Origin of the sequence: Sphingomonas sp. JUb134 (genome assembly GCF_004341505.2) — a bacterium.
Classification (GTDB): Bacteria; Pseudomonadota; Alphaproteobacteria; order Sphingomonadales; family Sphingomonadaceae; genus Sphingomonas.
On the sequence record NZ_SLYP02000001.1, the window covers coordinates 3,401,589 to 3,418,095 of the forward strand.

Genomic DNA, 16,507 nt, shown 5'->3' on the forward strand with positions numbered 1-16,507 from the left:
CAAGCGCTTTTGAATAAGAGACAGCCGGTCGGACCCATGGTCCGGCCGGCTTTTTTTTGCGTTCGGCTCCGCGAGCACCTCGCTAGTCTGCGGAGGCCACCTGCACCCCTTCGGCACCATACACCTCCGGCATCCAGTCGCGCGTCACTAGGACGGTGTCGCCCTTCCTGGCCTGCGCATAGAGCAGCGCTGCGAACTCGTCGGGGACGCCGATGCAGCCGTGGGTCGCGTAGCGGCTGTCGACGTCTTCGCCCGACCCGTGGATCGCGACCCCGCCCCAGGTGAGCCGCAGCATGTACGGCATCGGCGCATTGTAGAGGTTCGAGACATGGTCGCGATCCTTTTCCAGGATCGGGAAGCTCCCCGTCGGCGTCGGCTTGTGGTCCGCACCATAGATGATCAGCGTCCGCCCGATTTCCACGCCGCCGCGATAGACGTAGAGCCGCTCGCGCCGGAGATCGACCACGATGGCGAGCTTGCCCGGCGGCACGCCTTCCGGCGCCCAGAGATACTCGCCGGGTTGCAGCACGCCGCCGGTCTCCATCACGCTCACCACCTTCGGCTGCGGTGGCGCAGCTAGAACCGGCGCGGCCGCGAGCACCGTGCCCGCGAGCGCAGTTGCAAGGAAAAGGGAACGGGCGAAACGCATTGAACGGCCTCCGGGCCCTGGCACCGTGCCACGAGCCGAGTCTTAACGTTTCGTTTACCAGCTTGGCTCCCGATGTTTACCAGCAGCAGCTAAGTTGCTGGGACCGGCTTGTTTCGTTCCGGGACCCCGATCGGTTTCGCTTGCTTCGCCGCGCCGGTCTGCTATGGGCGCCACCTGATCCGGCGCGCGTGCGCGTCCGGCTCGCCGTCCGAGACAGCAGGTGCCGGCTTCCGGCTTAATGCCCTGCCTAGACGGGGAAGGTGATTCTATCCCTGGCGACCTGCATCCGCAGCGCCGGGTCCGCCATCGGGTTGATCCGCTGGCACCAGAGCCCATGCCCCTCGGACACGTCGCCCCCGGTGGTTCGCCATCGGGACATGTACCGGGCTGTGCCTAGCGCACCGCCCATTTGTGAGGAGAACGGCATGGATCGCGCTCAAAAGAGTGAGCTGGTATCCGAGCTGAACCGCACCTTCAACGAGGTCGGCGTGGTGGTCATCACCCGCAACCTCGGGATGACCGTCGCCCAGTCGACGGCACTCCGTACGAAGATGCGTGAAGCCGGCGCCAGCTACAAGGTCGCGAAGAACCGCCTTGCCAAGATCGCAGCGGAAGGCACCGACTATTCGGTCATCGCCGACCTGCTGACCGGGCCGACCGCGCTTGCGACGTCTGCCGATCCCGTGGCTGCTGCCCGGGTCGTCAACGACTTCGCCAAGACCACGGACAAGCTCGAGATCGTCGGCGGGGCGATGGGCGGCCAGCTTCTCGACGCGGAAGGTATCAAGGCACTTGCCGGCCTGCCGTCGCTCGACGAGCTGCGCGCAAAGATCGTGGGGCTCATCGTGGCACCTGCGACCAAGCTCGCGACCATCACCCAGGCACCGGCGGCGCAGATCGCTCGCGTGCTTGCGGCGCATGCGGACAAGGAACAGGAGGCCGCCTGATCGGCGCCCCTGCCCTGACTATCAACCCGAACTATCTGATTTTGGAGATTACACATGGCTGACCTGAACGCGATCGTCGACCAGCTGAGCGAACTGACTGTCCTCGAGGCCGCTGAGCTCTCGAAGCTGCTCGAAGAGAAGTGGGGCGTTTCGGCCGCTGCTGCGGTTGCGGCTGCTCCGGCTGCTGGCGGCGCTGCTGGCGGCGCTGCTGCTGTCGAAGAGAAGACCGAGTTCGACGTGATCCTCACCGGCGACGGTGGCAAGAAGATCAACGTCATCAAGGAAGTCCGCGCGATCACCGGCCTGGGCCTGACCGAAGCGAAGGCTCTCGTCGAGGGCGCGCCGAAGCCGGTCAAGGAAGGCATCGCCAAGGACGAAGCCGACAAGATCAAGGCGCAGCTGGAAGGCGCCGGCGCGACCGTCGAGGTCAAGTAAGCGGCGCCCGGCTTCGGCCGGGCGGCACTTGCCGACAAGAAGAGGGGCGGCTCCGACCAGGAGCCGCCCCTTTTTCGTGCTTGAAGACGCCGGATGCGGGTCGCCGCGCCGACCGAAGCAGACACGGCCCTGCGCCTTGCCGTGCAAACGCGCCTTAGAAGCCCGACACCGGAGCTCACGCGCTTTTCTGTAAGGCCGGTCGAGTACAGCGGCTTAGGCCCTGGGCCCCTGCCTGCGCAGGAGCCCGATGCTCTCGGAAGCCCCAGCTTCCGCCGGCAATGTCACGGCCCCGCCCGCCTCCTGGAAGAGGCTAGGCGAGGCTGTGCCTCCCTCAGTCCCGACGAACCTCGCCGTGGAGCCGCGCCTCGAGCCGATCGACCATCCGGTCGCCACGGTCGAGGAACACCGGTGCCAGCTTGTCGCTGCCCTGGATCTGACGACCGACCACGAAGGCGACGCGCGTCCGGGCCTCGCGCCCGTCGGCCCAGCGATACCGCGCGTCGATCGCCATCACGGGCACGAAGAAGCGGCGATCACCCGCGCTCAGCACCGGCAGGTTGTCGAGCGGGAGCGACACGGTCGCCTCGACCTTGCGCGCCTCGCCCGCCTCAACCGGGAACGGCTGGAGCTGCGCGTGGAGCGGCATCTCCGCAAAGAAGCGTTCGATCTCCGCGTCCTGCTGGGGGCTGGCTCCGAACAGGCCGGCGGCGAAGCGCAGCTCGGGCACAGCCATGTCGGTCGAATTGCCGGCCCCGAGTTCGAAGCGGATCACCGCATTGTTGCCGTCCGTGCCCATCGCCATCGGCAGGAAGGTGAAGTCGAGCGGCGCCCGCTCCGTCGCCGGCGCTGGAGCCGGGGCCGGTAAGACGGGCGGCGTGCGGAAAGCGGTCGACACGACCAGGCCCTCTGGTTCCGGCATCGGGCGCGTGAGGAAGCTCGGGCCTTCCGGCTCGGATGCTTGGACCGGAGCCGCAGGCGCTGGTGCCGGCACAGGGCCGGGCACCGCGCGGGTCAGGAAGCGCGGCTGCGCAGGCGTTGCGGGTTCCACCGGAGCGGCAGGCTCCGGTGCGGCCATCACGCGCGGCGGGGCGACCGGCGCAGGATCCGCCGTCACTTCGGCAACCTCGTCTGAGGTTTCTTCGGGCTTGCGGCGGCGCCAGAACAGCAGCGCGGCCAGTGCGGCGACCAGCCCTGCCGCGAGCAGGATCCACAACAGCGAACTCCGCGACTCCCCTGCGGGCTCTGGCCTCGCCGGCGGCAGGTCGGTTGGGACCGATGGCTCCGGCGCGAGTTCGGCCTCGGGCTCGGCCTGGATCACCGGCGTCGGCTCAGCAGTCGGCGCGGCTTCCGGGATTGTTTCAGCCGTCGGTAACGCTTCGGGAGTCGGCGAAGGAGTTGGCCGCGGTCGTGGCGCCGCGACCGGTGCTGGCGCAGGCGTCGCGGTCGGCTGCGGGCGCGCCGTCCGGCGCGGGGTTGGCGTCGGTCGGGGCTCAGCTTCCGGACCGGGCGGCGTCGCTGCCGGCGGCTCGACCGCTGGCGGTGTCACACTGTTGCCGGGCGGCAGCGTCCAGGGAAGCGGAACCGGTCCTGGCGCCGCATCCTGCGCGGCGGCTGCCAGAGGCAGGAGAAGAACGGTGGTTGCAGCAATGGCGCGAATGGTCATGCGTTCCGCCAACGCCGATCCGCGTCTGCGCCGCCAGCACCCATCACGCCCCGGCGCGCCGAACCGTGGCAATGCTGCGCCAGGCCGAACCATACCCCGGATCGGGATCAAGCCGCGCCCTCGCCCGACGTTCGCGTTTCCTTGACTGTTTCCGGCCCCTGCCCTATATCCCGGCTCTGCCTCACGATCGGGAAATGATGCGTCGTCGCGCAACGCATTGGACGAATGGATCGGCCGAGGTCTTTCGAGACGCCCCGAAGCTGCGATCCCATCAGGGATGACGCGGCTTTTTGCGTCTCGTTCGCGCACCTGCCCGGGCCAGCCCGGGCGCGAAATTTGACCAAGCGAGGCGACCTACTCCCATGGCGACCAAGGCAATCGAGAACGGCACCGCGAAGCGCCGTATCCGCAAGGTGTTCGGCGACATCCACGAAGTGGTGCAGATGCCGAACCTGATCGAGGTTCAGCGCGAATCCTACGAACAGTTCCTGCGGAGCGATCCGTCGACGGGCTATGTCTCGGGCCTCGAGAAGACGCTGCGCAGCGTGTTCCCGATCCGCGACTTCGCCGGCACTGCCGAGCTCGACTTCGTGACCTACGAACTCGAGGATCCCAAGTTCGACGTCGAAGAGTGCCGCCAGCGCGGCATCACCTATGCGGCGCCGATGCGCGTGACGCTTCGCCTCATCGTGTTCGAGGTCGATCCCGATACGGAAGCTCGCTCGGTCCTCGATATCAAGGAGCAGGACGTTTACATGGGCGACATGCCGCTCATGACCGAGAACGGCACCTTCTTCATCAACGGCACCGAGCGCGTCATCGTCTCGCAGATGCACCGTTCGCCGGGCGTCCTGTTCGACCATGATCGTGGCAAGACCCACGCGTCGGGCAAGTATCTGTTCGCGGCGCGCGTGATCCCGTATCGCGGCTCGTGGCTCGACTTCGAATTCGACGCCAAGGACATCGTCAACGTCCGCATCGACCGTAAGCGCAAGCTGCCGGTGACGTCGCTGCTGTACGCGCTCGGCCTGAACTCGGAAGAGATCCTCAACCACTTCTACAACACCGTCACCTTCGTGCGCGGTCAGGGTGGCTGGCAGATCCCGTACGCGGCCGAGAACTGGCGCGGCCAGAAGCCGGCGTTCGACATCGTCGACGCGAAGTCTGGCGAGGTCATCTTCCCGGCCGGCCAGAAGATCAGCCCGCGTGCGGCCAACAAGGCCGGCAAGGACGGCCTGACCGACCTGCTGATCCCGACCGAAGAGATCTACGGCCGCTACAGCGCCTATGACCTGATCGACGAGACGACGGGCCGCATCTACATCGAGGCGGGCGACGAAGTGTCGGCCGAGAACCTCGAGCTGCTGGACAAGGCCGGCATCGATCGCATCGAGCTGCTCGACATCGATCACGTGACCACCGGCCCTTGGATCCGCAACACGCTGAAGGCCGACAAGGCCGAGGAGCGCGAGCAGGCGCTGTCCGACATCTATCGCGTCATGCGCCCGGGCGAGCCGCCGACGCTGGAAACCGCGGAGTCGCTGTTCGGCGGCCTGTTCTTCGATCCCGAGCGCTATGACCTCTCGGCCGTCGGCCGCGTGAAGCTCAACATGCGCCTGGACCTCGACGCCGAGGACACGGTCACGACGCTGCGCACCGAGGACATCCTCGCGGTCGTGAAGACCTTGGTCGACCTGAAGGACGGCAAGGGCGAAGTCGACGACATCGACAACCTGGGCAACCGTCGCGTGCGTTCGGTGGGCGAGCTGCTGGAGAACCAGTATCGCGTCGGCCTGCTGCGCATGGAGCGTGCGGTCAAGGAGCGTATGTCGTCGGTCGACGTCTCGACCGTGATGCCGAACGACCTGATCAACGCGAAGCCCGCGGTCGCCGCGGTGCGCGAGTTCTTCGGTTCGTCGCAGCTGTCGCAGTTCATGGACCAGACCAACCCGCTGTCCGAAGTGACGCACAAGCGTCGCGTCTCGGCGCTCGGGCCGGGCGGCCTGACGCGTGAGCGTGCGGGCTTCGAAGTCCGCGACGTTCACCCGACCCACTATGGCCGTATCTGCCCGATCGAAACGCCGGAAGGCCCGAACATCGGCCTGATCAACTCGCTGGCGTCGTTCTCGCGCGTCAACAAGTACGGCTTCATCGAGACGCCGTACCGCAAGGTCATCGACGGCAAGGTCAGCGACGAGGTCGTCTACCTGTCGGCGATGGAAGAGCAGAAGCACACCGTCGCGCAGGCGAACGCCGAGCTCGATGCCGAGGGTCGCTTCGTCGAGGACCTGATCTCCGCGCGTCAGGCAGGCGAGTTCCTGATGGCGATGCGCGATCAGATCACCCTGATGGACGTCAGCCCCAAGCAGCTGGTGTCGGTCGCGGCCTCGCTCATTCCGTTCCTGGAGAACGATGACGCGAACCGCGCGCTGATGGGCTCGAACATGCAGCGCCAGGCGGTGCCGCTGGTCCAGGCCGAGGCTCCGTTCGTGGGCACCGGCATGGAAGAGACCGTTGCCCGGGATTCCGGCGCCGCGATCTCGGCCAAGCGTGCCGGCGTGGTCGACCAGGTCGACGCGACCCGCATCGTGATCCGTGCAACCGGCGATGTCGATGCGAACGAAAGCGGCGTGGACATCTACACGCTGATGAAGTTCCAGCGCTCGAACCAGTCAACCTGCATCAACCAGCGCCCGCTGGTGAAGGTGGGCGACGTGGTGAAGGCGGGCGACGTGCTGGCCGACGGTCCGTCGACCGAGTTCGGCGAGCTGGCGCTGGGCCGCAACGCCCTCGTCGCGTTCATGCCCTGGAACGGCTATAACTACGAGGACTCGATCCTCATCTCCGAGCGGATCGTGAAGGACGACGTGTTCACGTCGATCCACATCGACGAGTTCGAGGTGATGGCGCGCGACACCAAGCTCGGGCCGGAGGACATCACTCGCGATATCCCGAACGTCGGCGAGGAAGCGCTGCGCAACCTCGACGAGGCGGGCATCGTGTACGTGGGTGCCGAGGTCGAGCCGGGCGACATCCTGGTCGGCAAGATCACGCCGAAGGGCGAAAGCCCGATGACACCGGAGGAAAAGCTCCTGCGCGCCATCTTCGGTGAAAAGGCCTCCGACGTCCGCGACACCTCGCTGCGTCTGCCGCCGGGTGTTGCCGGCACGATCGTCGACGTCCGCGTCTTCAATCGTCACGGCATCGACAAGGACGAGCGCGCGATGGCGATCGAGCGCGAGGAGATCGAGCGCCTGAAGAAGGACTCGGACGACGAGCGCACGATCCTCAACCGGGCGACCTGGAGCCGCCTGCGCGAGATGCTGCTCGACCAGACCGCCGCCGCGGCGCCCAAGGGCGTCAAGAAGGGCGTCGTGATCGACAGCGACGTGCTCGACAGCGTCGACCGCCACGAATGGTGGAAGTTCGCGGTCGCCGACGACACGGTCCAGTCGAACCTGGAAGCCGTGAAGGCGCAGTACGACGAGGCTGCCCGCAAGATCCGCGAGAAGTTCGAGGATCGCCGCGAGAAGCTGGAGCGTGGCGACGAGCTGCCGCCGGGCGTGCTCAAGATGGTCAAGGTCTTCGTCGCGGTGAAGCGCAAGCTGCAGCCGGGCGACAAGATGGCCGGCCGTCACGGCAACAAGGGCGTCATCAGCCGCATCCTGCCGCAGGAGGACATGCCGTTCCTGGAAGACGGCACTCCCGTCGACCTGGTGCTCAACCCGCTGGGCGTGCCGTCGCGCATGAACGTCGGGCAGATCTTCGAGACCCACCTGGGCATGGCCGCGCGCGGTCTTGGCCGGCAGGTCACCGAAGCGCTGGAGCAGTGGCGTGAGGCCAATCCGAACCCGTCGATCGGCGCCATGCCGGACGCGGTCAAGGATCGCCTCAAGACCATCTACGGCGAGCAGTACCATGCGGAGATCGACGCCCGTGACGGCGAGGAGATCGTCGAGCTGGCGCAGAACCTGAAGAACGGCGTGCCGATGGCGACGCCGGTGTTCGACGGCGCCCGCGAAGCGGACGTGTCGCGGATGCTGGAGATGGCAGGGCTCGATCCGTCGGGTCAGGTGACGCTCTACGACGGGCGCACCGGCGACGCGTTCGACCGCAAGGTGACCGTGGGCTACATCTACATGCTGAAGCTCCACCACCTGGTCGACGACAAGATCCACGCGCGTTCCATCGGGCCGTACAGCCTCGTCACCCAGCAGCCGCTGGGCGGTAAGGCGCAGTTCGGCGGTCAGCGCTTCGGCGAAATGGAGGTCTGGGCACTGCAGGCGTATGGCGCGGCCTATACCCTGCAGGAGATGCTGACGGTGAAGTCGGACGACGTGGTCGGCCGCACCAAGGTCTACGAAGCGATCGTCAAGGGCGACGACACCTTCGAGGCCGGCATCCCGGAGAGCTTCAACGTGCTCGTCAAGGAAATGCGTTCGCTGGGCCTCAACGTCGAGCTCAAGGCACTCGAGGAAGACGACGGTCTGGCCGAGGCGGCGGAATAAGGGAGCGGGGGCGCCGCGCAGGCGGTGCCCCTCCCCGTTTCGCCCGGAGTTTTGCCCCTAGAGGGAATACGACATGAACGAACTGACCAACTTCGCGAATCCGGTCCAGAAGCCGGAGACCTTCGACCAGATCCAGATCGGCATCGCCTCCCCCGAGCGCATCCGTTCCTGGTCGTTCGGCGAGATCAAGAAGCCCGAGACGATCAACTATCGCACGTTCAAGCCCGAGCGTGACGGCCTGTTCTGCGCGCGCATCTTCGGTCCGATCAAGGACTACGAATGCCTGTGCGGCAAGTACAAGCGCATGAAGTACAAGGGCATCGTCTGCGAGAAGTGCGGCGTCGAGGTGACCGTCTCGAAGGTCCGCCGCGAGCGCATGGGCCACATCGAGCTGGCCGCACCGGTCGCGCACATCTGGTTCCTGAAGTCGCTGCCGTCGCGCATCGGCCTGCTGCTCGACATGCAGCTCAAGCAGCTCGAGCGCGTGCTCTACTTCGAGAGCTACATCGTGATCGAGCCGGGCCTCACCAGCCTGGAGAAGTATCAGCTCCTCACCGAGGACGAGCTGCTCGAGGCGCAGGACCAGTTCGGCGAGGACGCCTTCTCCGCCGGCATCGGCGCCGAAGCGGTCAAGACGATGCTGATGGAGCTCGACCTCGAAGGTGAGCGCAAGGAGCTTCTCGAAGAGCTCGCCGTCACCAAGTCCGAGCTGAAGCCCAAGAAGATCATCAAGCGCCTGAAGGTCGTCGAGAGCTTCATCGACTCGGGCAACCGCCCCGAGTGGATGATCCTGGACGTCGTTCCGGTCATTCCGCCCGAGCTGCGCCCGCTGGTGCCGCTGGACGGTGGCCGCTTCGCGACCTCGGATCTCAACGATCTGTATCGCCGCGTGATCAACCGTAACAACCGCCTCAAGCGGCTGATGGAGCTGCGTGCGCCGGACATCATCGTCCGCAACGAAAAGCGCATGCTGCAGGAAGCCGTCGATGCGCTGTTCGACAACGGCCGCCGCGGTCGCACGATCACGGGTGCCAACAAGCGTCCGCTCAAGTCGCTGTCCGACATGCTCAAGGGCAAGCAGGGCCGTTTCCGCCAGAACCTGCTCGGCAAGCGCGTCGACTATTCGGGTCGTTCGGTCATCGTGACCGGCCCGGAGCTCAAGCTGCACCAGTGCGGCCTGCCCAAGAAGATGGCGCTCGAGTTGTTCAAGCCATTCATCTACGCGCGCCTCGATGCCAAGGGTCTGTCCATGACCCTGAAGCAGGCCAAGAAGTGGGTCGAGAAGGAGCGCAAGGAAGTCTGGGACATCCTGGACGAGGTGATCCGCGAGCACCCCGTGATGCTCAACCGCGCACCGACGCTCCACCGTCTCGGCATTCAGGCGTTCGAGCCGGTGCTGATCGAGGGCAAGGCGATCCAGCTTCACCCGCTGGTCTGCTCGGCGTTCAACGCCGACTTCGACGGTGACCAGATGGCCGTGCACGTTCCCCTGAGCCTCGAGGCTCAGCTGGAAGCGCGCGTCCTGATGATGTCGACCAACAACATCCTGAGCCCTGCAAACGGCAAGCCGATCATCGTGCCGTCGCAGGACATGGTCCTGGGCCTCTACTACATCTCCATGGAGAAGCAGAACGAGCCCGGCGAAGGCATGATGCTGTCGGACATGGCGGAGGTGCACCAGGCACTGCATGCCGGCGCCGTCACGCTGCACACCAAGATCATCAGCCGCGTTCCGCAGACGGACGAGGACGGCAACACCTACATGAAGCGCGTCGAGACGACGCCGGGCCGCATGCTGCTCGGCGAGACGCTGCCGAAGAGCCACAAGGTGCCGTTCGAGACCGTCAACCGCCTTCTCACCAAGAAGGACGTGGGCGACGTGATCGACGAGGTCTATCGCCACACCGGCCAGAAGGAGACGGTGCTGTTCGCCGACGCCATCATGGCGCTGGGCTTCCGCAATGCGTTCAAGGCCGGCATCTCCTTCGGCAAGGATGACATGATCATCCCGGCCGCCAAGGAAGGCATGGTCGACGAGACCCGCGCGCTCGTGAAGGACTATGAGCAGCAGTATCAGGACGGCCTGATCACGCAGCAGGAGAAGTACAACAAGGTGATCGACGCCTGGAGCCGTTGCGGCGACCAGGTGGCGGCAGCCATGATGGACGAGATCCGTGCGGTGAAGCACGAAGACAATGGTCGCGAGAAGCCGGTCAACGCCATCTACATGATGGCGCACTCGGGTGCTCGTGGTTCGGCAGCGCAGATCAAGCAGCTGGCGGGCATGCGCGGCCTGATGGCCAAGCCGTCGGGCGAGATCATCGAGACGCCGATTATCTCGAACTTCAAGGAAGGCCTGACCGTCCTTGAGTACTTCAACTCGACCCACGGCGCCCGCAAGGGCCTCGCGGATACCGCGCTGAAGACCGCGAACTCGGGTTACCTGACCCGCCGCCTCGTCGATGTGTCGCAGGATTGCGTCATCATGGAAGAGGACTGCGGTACCGAGCGTGCGCTCGAGATGAAGGCAATCGTCCAGGGCGGTTCGACCATCGCGTCGCTCGGCGAGCGCATCCTGGGCCGCACCACGGCCGAGGACGTGATCGACACCAAGACCGGCGAGGTCGTCATCCCTTCGGGCACGCTGCTCGACGAGGCGATGATCACGCAGATCGAGGCGCTGAACGTACCGGGCATGAAGATCCGCAGCCCGCTCGTCTGCGAGGCCAAGATCGGCGTGTGCGGCAAGTGCTACGGGCGTGACCTCGCTCGCGGTACGCCGGTGAACATCGGTGAAGCCGTTGGCGTCATCGCGGCGCAGTCGATCGGCGAGCCGGGCACGCAGCTGACGATGCGTACCTTCCACATCGGTGGTGCGGCACAGCTCAACGAGCAGTCGAACCTCGAGGCGCCGGTCGACGGCAAGGTCGAATACCGCGACCTGCGCGTCATCATGGACCAGCGTGGCCGCCGCGTGGTGCTCAGCCGCTCGGGCGAAATGGCGATCGTCGACATGGACGGTCGTGAGCTCTCGGTGGATCGCATCCCGTACGGTGCCTATGTGCTGTGCGACGATGGCCACATCATCAGCGCGGGCGACCGCATGGCGGAGTGGGATCCGTTCACCATGCCGGTGATCACCGAGAATCCGGGTACCGTGAAGTACCAGGACCTCATCGACGGCAAGACCCTGACCGAACAGGCCGACGAAGCGACGGGCATCACCCAGCGCGTCGTCACCGAATATCGCGGCAAGTCGAAGGAGGATCTGCGTCCTCGCCTGACCCTGCTCGACGAGAATTCGGGCGAGGCCGGCCGCTACATGCTGGCGCCGGGCGCGACGCTCTCGGTCGAGGATGGTGCGCAGGTCCAGGGCGGCGACGTTCTGGCTCGTGTCAGCCGCGAGGCTGCCAAGACCCGCGACATCACCGGCGGTCTGCCGCGCGTCGCCGAGCTGTTCGAGGCACGCAAGCCGAAGGAGAATGCGATCATCGCAAAGGTCTCCGGCCGCGTCGTGTTCGGCAAGGACTATAAGGCGAAGCGCAAGATCGGCATCCAGCCGGAGGACGGCGGCGAGGTCGTCGAGTATCTGGTGCCGAAGTCGAAGGTGATCGACGTTCAGGAAGGCGACTACGTCAAGCGTGGCGACAACCTGATCGGCGGCAGCCCGGATCCGCACGACATTCTGGAAGTGCTCGGCATCGAGCCGCTTGCGGAATATCTCGTGTCGGAAATCCAGGAAGTCTATCGACTGCAGGGCGTGAAGATCAACGACAAGCACATCGAGGTGATCGTTCGCCAGATGCTGCAGAAGGTCGAGATCACCGACGGTGGCGACACCACCCTGCTGGCGGGCGAGCAGCTCGACCGCGACGAGATGGACGAAGCCAATGCCAAGCTGGCCCCGGGCCAGCAGCCGGCACAGGGCAAGCCCATCCTGCTGGGCATCACCAAGGCGTCGCTGCAGACCCGCAGCTTCATCTCGGCCGCCTCGTTCCAGGAGACGACCCGTGTGCTCACCGAAGCTTCGGTTCAGGGCAAGATCGACTCGCTGAACGGCCTGAAGGAGAACGTGATCGTCGGCCGGCTCATCCCGGCGGGTACCGGTGCGGGCATGAACCGCCTGCGCGTGGCGGCAACCAGCCGCGACGTGGCGCTCCGCGCACAGCAGCGGGCGCTCCAGGCCGCTCTCATCGCGCCGAACAGCGCCGAGGAAGAGCATGAGGCCGAGCATGCGCGTTCTGTCCGCGACGACCAGGGCACGAGCGACGCCCTTGCGTCGGTCACCCCGAGCGGTCACGGCACTGACGAGGACGCCGGCGAGTATCTGAACGACTGATCGCCGCGATCAGCCTGAACAACGAAGCCGCCGTCCGGGAAACCGGGCGGCGGTTTTGTTTTGCGGATGATCCGGCGCCCCGCGCCGACAGGTGTGTCGCAGCCGATGAGGATCACCGCTCGGGGTGGCGCGACGCAGAGCGCATCGCTATCGCAGCCACGTCGAGGCAGGCCTGCCGAGCCTCCACACCCAGCTGGTCGCGTTTGCCGAACGCGATCGCACCACCCAATCTTCGGAGATCTTCGATGCGCACGCGCTGTTCCGCCCCGGGAGCCAAGTCCCGCCTGTTTCTTCTGGTCGGCAGCGCCCTTCTCTCCGTTGCCGCCGCCCTGCCCGCCCGTGCCCAGAGCGAAACGGAGCGCTCAACCCTCTCCGTGGAACTCACCACCGACGACCGCGAGCGGGGAATCAGCTGGAGCGACGGCGACGTCAGCCTGCGGGGTACGGCGACCATCCCGCTAGGGGGCCAGGGCTTCTCGGTCACGGGTTCGGTCGCGACGCTGAACGACAGCCCGCGCCACGGCGGCGCTGCGGTGGGGATCGATCTCGCCGCCAGCTACGCACAATATCTGGGACCGGTCCGCCTGGACGGTGGGGTCACCGGCCACTTCTTCCCGGGCAGCGACCGCGCGCTCAGCTATCTCGAGCTCGGCGGCGGCGCCGGCTTTGCGCTGGGACCCGTGCAACTCGACGGCTTTGCACGCTATGCGCCGAAGCAGTCGGCGATCGGCGGCGACAATTTCTACATCGGCGCGGAAGGACGCATGGGCATCCCCGTGACGCCGTTCACGGTAATCGCAGGGATCGGCCGCAGCTCCGGGAACGTCGACAACACGCTGCGCGCTGCGCGCCTGCGGCCCGGCGGCAACTACATGGACTGGCGCCTGGGCGTGGAGCATGTCACCGGGCCATCGGTGATCGGCATCGACTATGTCGATACCGACATCTCCGATCGAGCGATCGTCGACTCCCCCTATGCGGATGGCCGCAACGCGGACAGCCGGCTGCTGGCGCGGGTCGGACTCAACTTCTGATGCTATGACCAGGGCGCGGCGCTGCTTGCTTTCGCGGCAGTTCGCGCTTTGGGTACGCGCATGCTGGACAACATCTTCACTGCCATATCGACCCGCATCGCAACTGCTGCCGGACAGCCGCTGACGTTCGTGCTTGCGCTCGTTACGATCCTAGCCTGGGGGGTTAGCGGGCCGATCTTCGGCTATTCCGACACGTGGCAGCTGGTGATCAACACCGCGACCACCATCGTCACCTTCCTGATGGTGTTCCTGATCCAGAACTCCCAGAACCGGGACGCAGCGGCGATGCAGGCGAAGCTCGACGAGCTCATCCGTGCCCTTGGCCCGGCTCGCGGCGAGTTCATCGGCATCGAGCATCTGACCGACCGGCAGATCGAGCAGATCCGGGCTGCGCTGGAGCAGGAGGCCGGCCATGAGCCGGGCAAGATCGGCACCGTCGACGACAGCGTGGAGACGCTGCTCAAGCGTCGCTAAGACGCCACCGCGAGCGAGTATGGCGCTGCCGATCGCGCCCGTTTGCGCGACCGGCAGCTACGGGCTCAGCGATACAGCGCCTGGGCATCCTGCTTGAACGACGCGCCGCTGTCGCTGCGGCTGTAGAACATGTGCCCGCCCGGATAGACACGCAGCTGCACGCGCTCCGCCTGGCCGAACGCCGGCATCTGGTCGACGATCAGGCGCGAGGCGAAGAAGGGGCAGGAGAGGTCGTCCCAGCCATGGACGATCATCACCCGCATCTTGGGATCGTTGGCGATCGCCTTGCGCAGGTCGCTCACCGGCGTGTCGTCCGGCTTGCCGCGATCCCAGGCCTGGTTCACCTCGTACGAAAGCGCATGGTAGCGCGCATCCGTCTTCCAGCCCACTTCGCGGGTGACGAAGTCGACCATCGCGCTGGTGGTGGGCGCGATCAACGCGTCCAGGATCGGGTCGTTCGATTGCTGCTGGGCCGACCAGGGGAAGGGATCGAACGCCGTCACGTTGGAATCATAGATGCTGCCGATCCGTCCTTCGTTGCGATGGATTTCGCGAAGGTAGGTGCGGCTGTCGATCCGGCCGCCCAGCTTCTGCACCATCGCAGGATCGAGTCCGGTCAGTTCCGCCACGCGCTGCGAGATGCGCGCGGTCGCTTCGGGATCGGATCGGCCGCGCAGCAGGTCGCGGGCATAGTCGCCGCGGACATAGGCCTCCACTTCCGCCATCGCGGCGGGCGTCAGGCGTCCCTGCCGCTCCAGGTTGGAGGCCGCCATCGACGGCAGGTCGATCATCCACGGCAGCGGCGACAGCGCGGTCGCGCCGTCCCCGGAGGCGGGATCGAGATAAGGGGACACCAGAATCATCCCGTTGACCCCGACGCCGATCTGCGACTGGAGCTCATAGGCGATCCGCGGCGCGCGATACCCGCCGTAGCTCTCGCCCATCACATATTTGGGCGAGCGCAGCCGGCCTTCCTTGACGAGCCAGTCGTAAACGACCTTCGACAGATACTTGATGTCGGGATCGTTGGCGTAGAACGCCTTCTTGGTCTCCGCCTCGTCGACCAGGCTGCGGCTGAAGCCGGTGCCGACCGGATCGATGAACACCAGGTCGGTGAAGTCGAGCCAGCTATTGGGATTGTCGCTCGCGATCGGGGCGTCGGAGGGCGCATCGCCCTGCGCACCGAACTGGACGCGCTTGGGCCCGATGGCGCCCAGGTTGAGGTAGACCGACGCGGCGCCCGGGCCGCCGTTGAAGGCGAAGGTCACCGGACGCGCCGGATCGCGTCCCGGCACGGTGTAGGCCGTATAGGTGACCTGGCCGATCTCCTTGCCCTTTCCGTCGCGCACGGGAATGGTTCCTACGGTCGCCTTGTACGACAGCGTGCGCCCGCCGATCCGCGCCGACTGGCTGATCGTCTTGTCGCCAGGCAGCGGCGGTGGCTTGGTCTCGTCCTCCGCCTTCTTCTTCTCGACGGTGGTGGTGGTCTCCGCCGACTGGGCATGGGCAAGGCTGCTGGTGCAGGCGAGCAGCAGGGCGGCGGCGGATAGGCGCAGAATCGATCGCAAGTGTTGGGCTCCCCTTCGCAAGGGCGCGAATGTTGCAGCGCGGAGACTGCGAGGCAATGATGAAGCCGGTTCAGAGGGCCTGGTACGCACCCTCGCGCATCATCGGCACGACGTCGGTAACATTTACCTCAAGCGCGACCTCGGTGTCGGCAGCGTATCCCCAACCGGAGAGTTCGCGGCCCGAGCGGCTGTCGCGGAGGATTTCGGCCAGGCGAGGCTTCGCTGCCCGGTACGCTTCGGCTGCCAGGTCGGCCTCTGCATTGCGTGTCCCGCCAAGAGCATCGATGATGGCGCCTGCTCCGAGCCAATCCTCGATGGCGGGTCGCAGCGTTTGATCCGGCCACCGCTCCCCTGCAGCAATCACGACGATCGTTCCATCGCCGGCGAGGCGCCTTGCCGCCGCACCGACTGCTCGGGCGTTGCGGAAGCAGCCGCAGATCGTCGGAGTGTCACCAGTGGCCAGCGACAGCCGGGAGCCATTCGGCGAAGGCAGCAGGAGGCGGCCCCCCGGCGCGACATGCTTCAGGCTGGCCGGCGAAAGACTGAGCTGCCCTCCTCCTGCACTACGCGGTGAAGCTGCAACCGCTCCACGCCGAGCAGCTTCGGCCGCTGCCGCGGCGGCGTCCCCGTACGGGAAGGGGAACACGATCGCACCGTTTCCGACGGCTACGCTCACCGCTGTCGAGAAGGACAACACGTCGACGATGATGAAGAGGTCCGCACAGGCCTTCCAAGCCTCAGTTCCGGACAGGCCCCATTCACAGGCTATTTTCGGCATCATCGGACTGATGCCAGAGGGAAGCAGGCCTGCCAACCAGCCGGCCCCCACCGCGCCGACCAGTGTGGCCGCTACGCCGCTGCGCCCTCCAACGCCTCGCTGATCTCCATCC

General features: G+C 66.1%; 11 protein-coding genes. 6 read left to right on the forward strand and 5 right to left on the reverse strand.

Annotation, left to right across the window (positions count from 1 at the left end):
• Nucleotides 1-82: 82 nt before the first annotated feature.
• Complete coding sequence (locus EDF69_RS16040; protein WP_132883479.1) at nucleotides 83-649, reverse strand: L,D-transpeptidase family protein; 567 nt, start codon at nucleotides 647-649, stop codon at nucleotides 83-85.
• Nucleotides 650-896: 247 nt separating this feature from the next.
• The gene (locus tag EDF69_RS19835; RefSeq protein ID WP_274611200.1) at nucleotides 897-1,028 is read right to left on the reverse strand and encodes a hypothetical protein; all 132 of its coding nucleotides are present in this window, start codon (nucleotides 1,026-1,028) and stop codon (nucleotides 897-899) included.
• 46 nt (nucleotides 1,029-1,074) lie between these two features.
• On the opposite strand from EDF69_RS19835, the gene rplJ reads away from it, so the two are divergent.
• Together rplJ and rplL are read left to right on the forward strand one after the other, a co-directional pair.
• On the forward strand, nucleotides 1,075-1,596 hold the full coding sequence (gene rplJ / locus EDF69_RS16045; RefSeq protein ID WP_125960767.1) for a 50S ribosomal protein L10: 522 nt from the start codon (nucleotides 1,075-1,077) through the stop codon (nucleotides 1,594-1,596).
• 54 nt (nucleotides 1,597-1,650) lie between these two features.
• Nucleotides 1,651-2,031 carry a 50S ribosomal protein L7/L12 gene (gene rplL / locus EDF69_RS16050; protein ID WP_125960766.1) on the forward strand — a complete coding sequence of 127 codons (381 nt, stop codon included), beginning with the start codon at nucleotides 1,651-1,653 and terminating at the stop codon, nucleotides 2,029-2,031.
• 331 nt (nucleotides 2,032-2,362) lie between these two features.
• Here rplL and EDF69_RS16055 read toward each other — a convergent pair whose 3' ends face one another.
• The gene (locus EDF69_RS16055) at nucleotides 2,363-3,244 is read right to left on the reverse strand and encodes a hypothetical protein (RefSeq protein WP_132883478.1); all 882 of its coding nucleotides are present in this window, start codon (nucleotides 3,242-3,244) and stop codon (nucleotides 2,363-2,365) included.
• An 812-nt stretch (nucleotides 3,245-4,056) separates the two neighbouring features.
• On the opposite strand from EDF69_RS16055, the gene rpoB reads away from it, so the two are divergent.
• The 4 genes from rpoB (at nucleotide 4,057) to EDF69_RS16075 (ending at nucleotide 14,049) form a co-directional block, all read left to right on the forward strand.
• A complete protein-coding gene (gene rpoB / locus EDF69_RS16060) occupies nucleotides 4,057-8,202 on the forward strand; it encodes a DNA-directed RNA polymerase subunit beta (RefSeq protein WP_132883477.1) in 4,146 nt (1,381 codons plus the stop codon).
• A 73-nt stretch (nucleotides 8,203-8,275) separates the two neighbouring features.
• Nucleotides 8,276-12,541: a DNA-directed RNA polymerase subunit beta' gene (gene rpoC, locus EDF69_RS16065; protein WP_132883476.1), complete on the forward strand. Its 4,266-nt coding sequence runs from the start codon at nucleotides 8,276-8,278 to the stop codon at nucleotides 12,539-12,541.
• Nucleotides 12,542-12,786: 245 nt separating this feature from the next.
• Nucleotides 12,787-13,575: a TorF family putative porin gene (locus EDF69_RS16070; protein ID WP_132883475.1), complete on the forward strand. Its 789-nt coding sequence runs from the start codon at nucleotides 12,787-12,789 to the stop codon at nucleotides 13,573-13,575.
• A 63-nt stretch (nucleotides 13,576-13,638) separates the two neighbouring features.
• A complete protein-coding gene (locus EDF69_RS16075) occupies nucleotides 13,639-14,049 on the forward strand; it encodes a low affinity iron permease family protein (protein ID WP_125960812.1) in 411 nt (136 codons plus the stop codon).
• A gap of 65 nt (nucleotides 14,050-14,114) precedes the next feature.
• On the opposite strand, the gene EDF69_RS16080 is transcribed toward EDF69_RS16075, so the two are convergent.
• Both EDF69_RS16080 and EDF69_RS16085 read right to left on the reverse strand, forming a co-directional pair.
• The gene (locus EDF69_RS16080) at nucleotides 14,115-15,617 is read right to left on the reverse strand and encodes a S10 family peptidase (RefSeq protein ID WP_132883474.1); all 1,503 of its coding nucleotides are present in this window, start codon (nucleotides 15,615-15,617) and stop codon (nucleotides 14,115-14,117) included.
• A 70-nt stretch (nucleotides 15,618-15,687) separates the two neighbouring features.
• Nucleotides 15,688-16,431 carry a 2-phosphosulfolactate phosphatase gene (locus tag EDF69_RS16085; protein WP_239555179.1) on the reverse strand — a complete coding sequence of 248 codons (744 nt, stop codon included), beginning with the start codon at nucleotides 16,429-16,431 and terminating at the stop codon, nucleotides 15,688-15,690.
• Nucleotides 16,432-16,507: the final 76 nt, after the last annotated feature.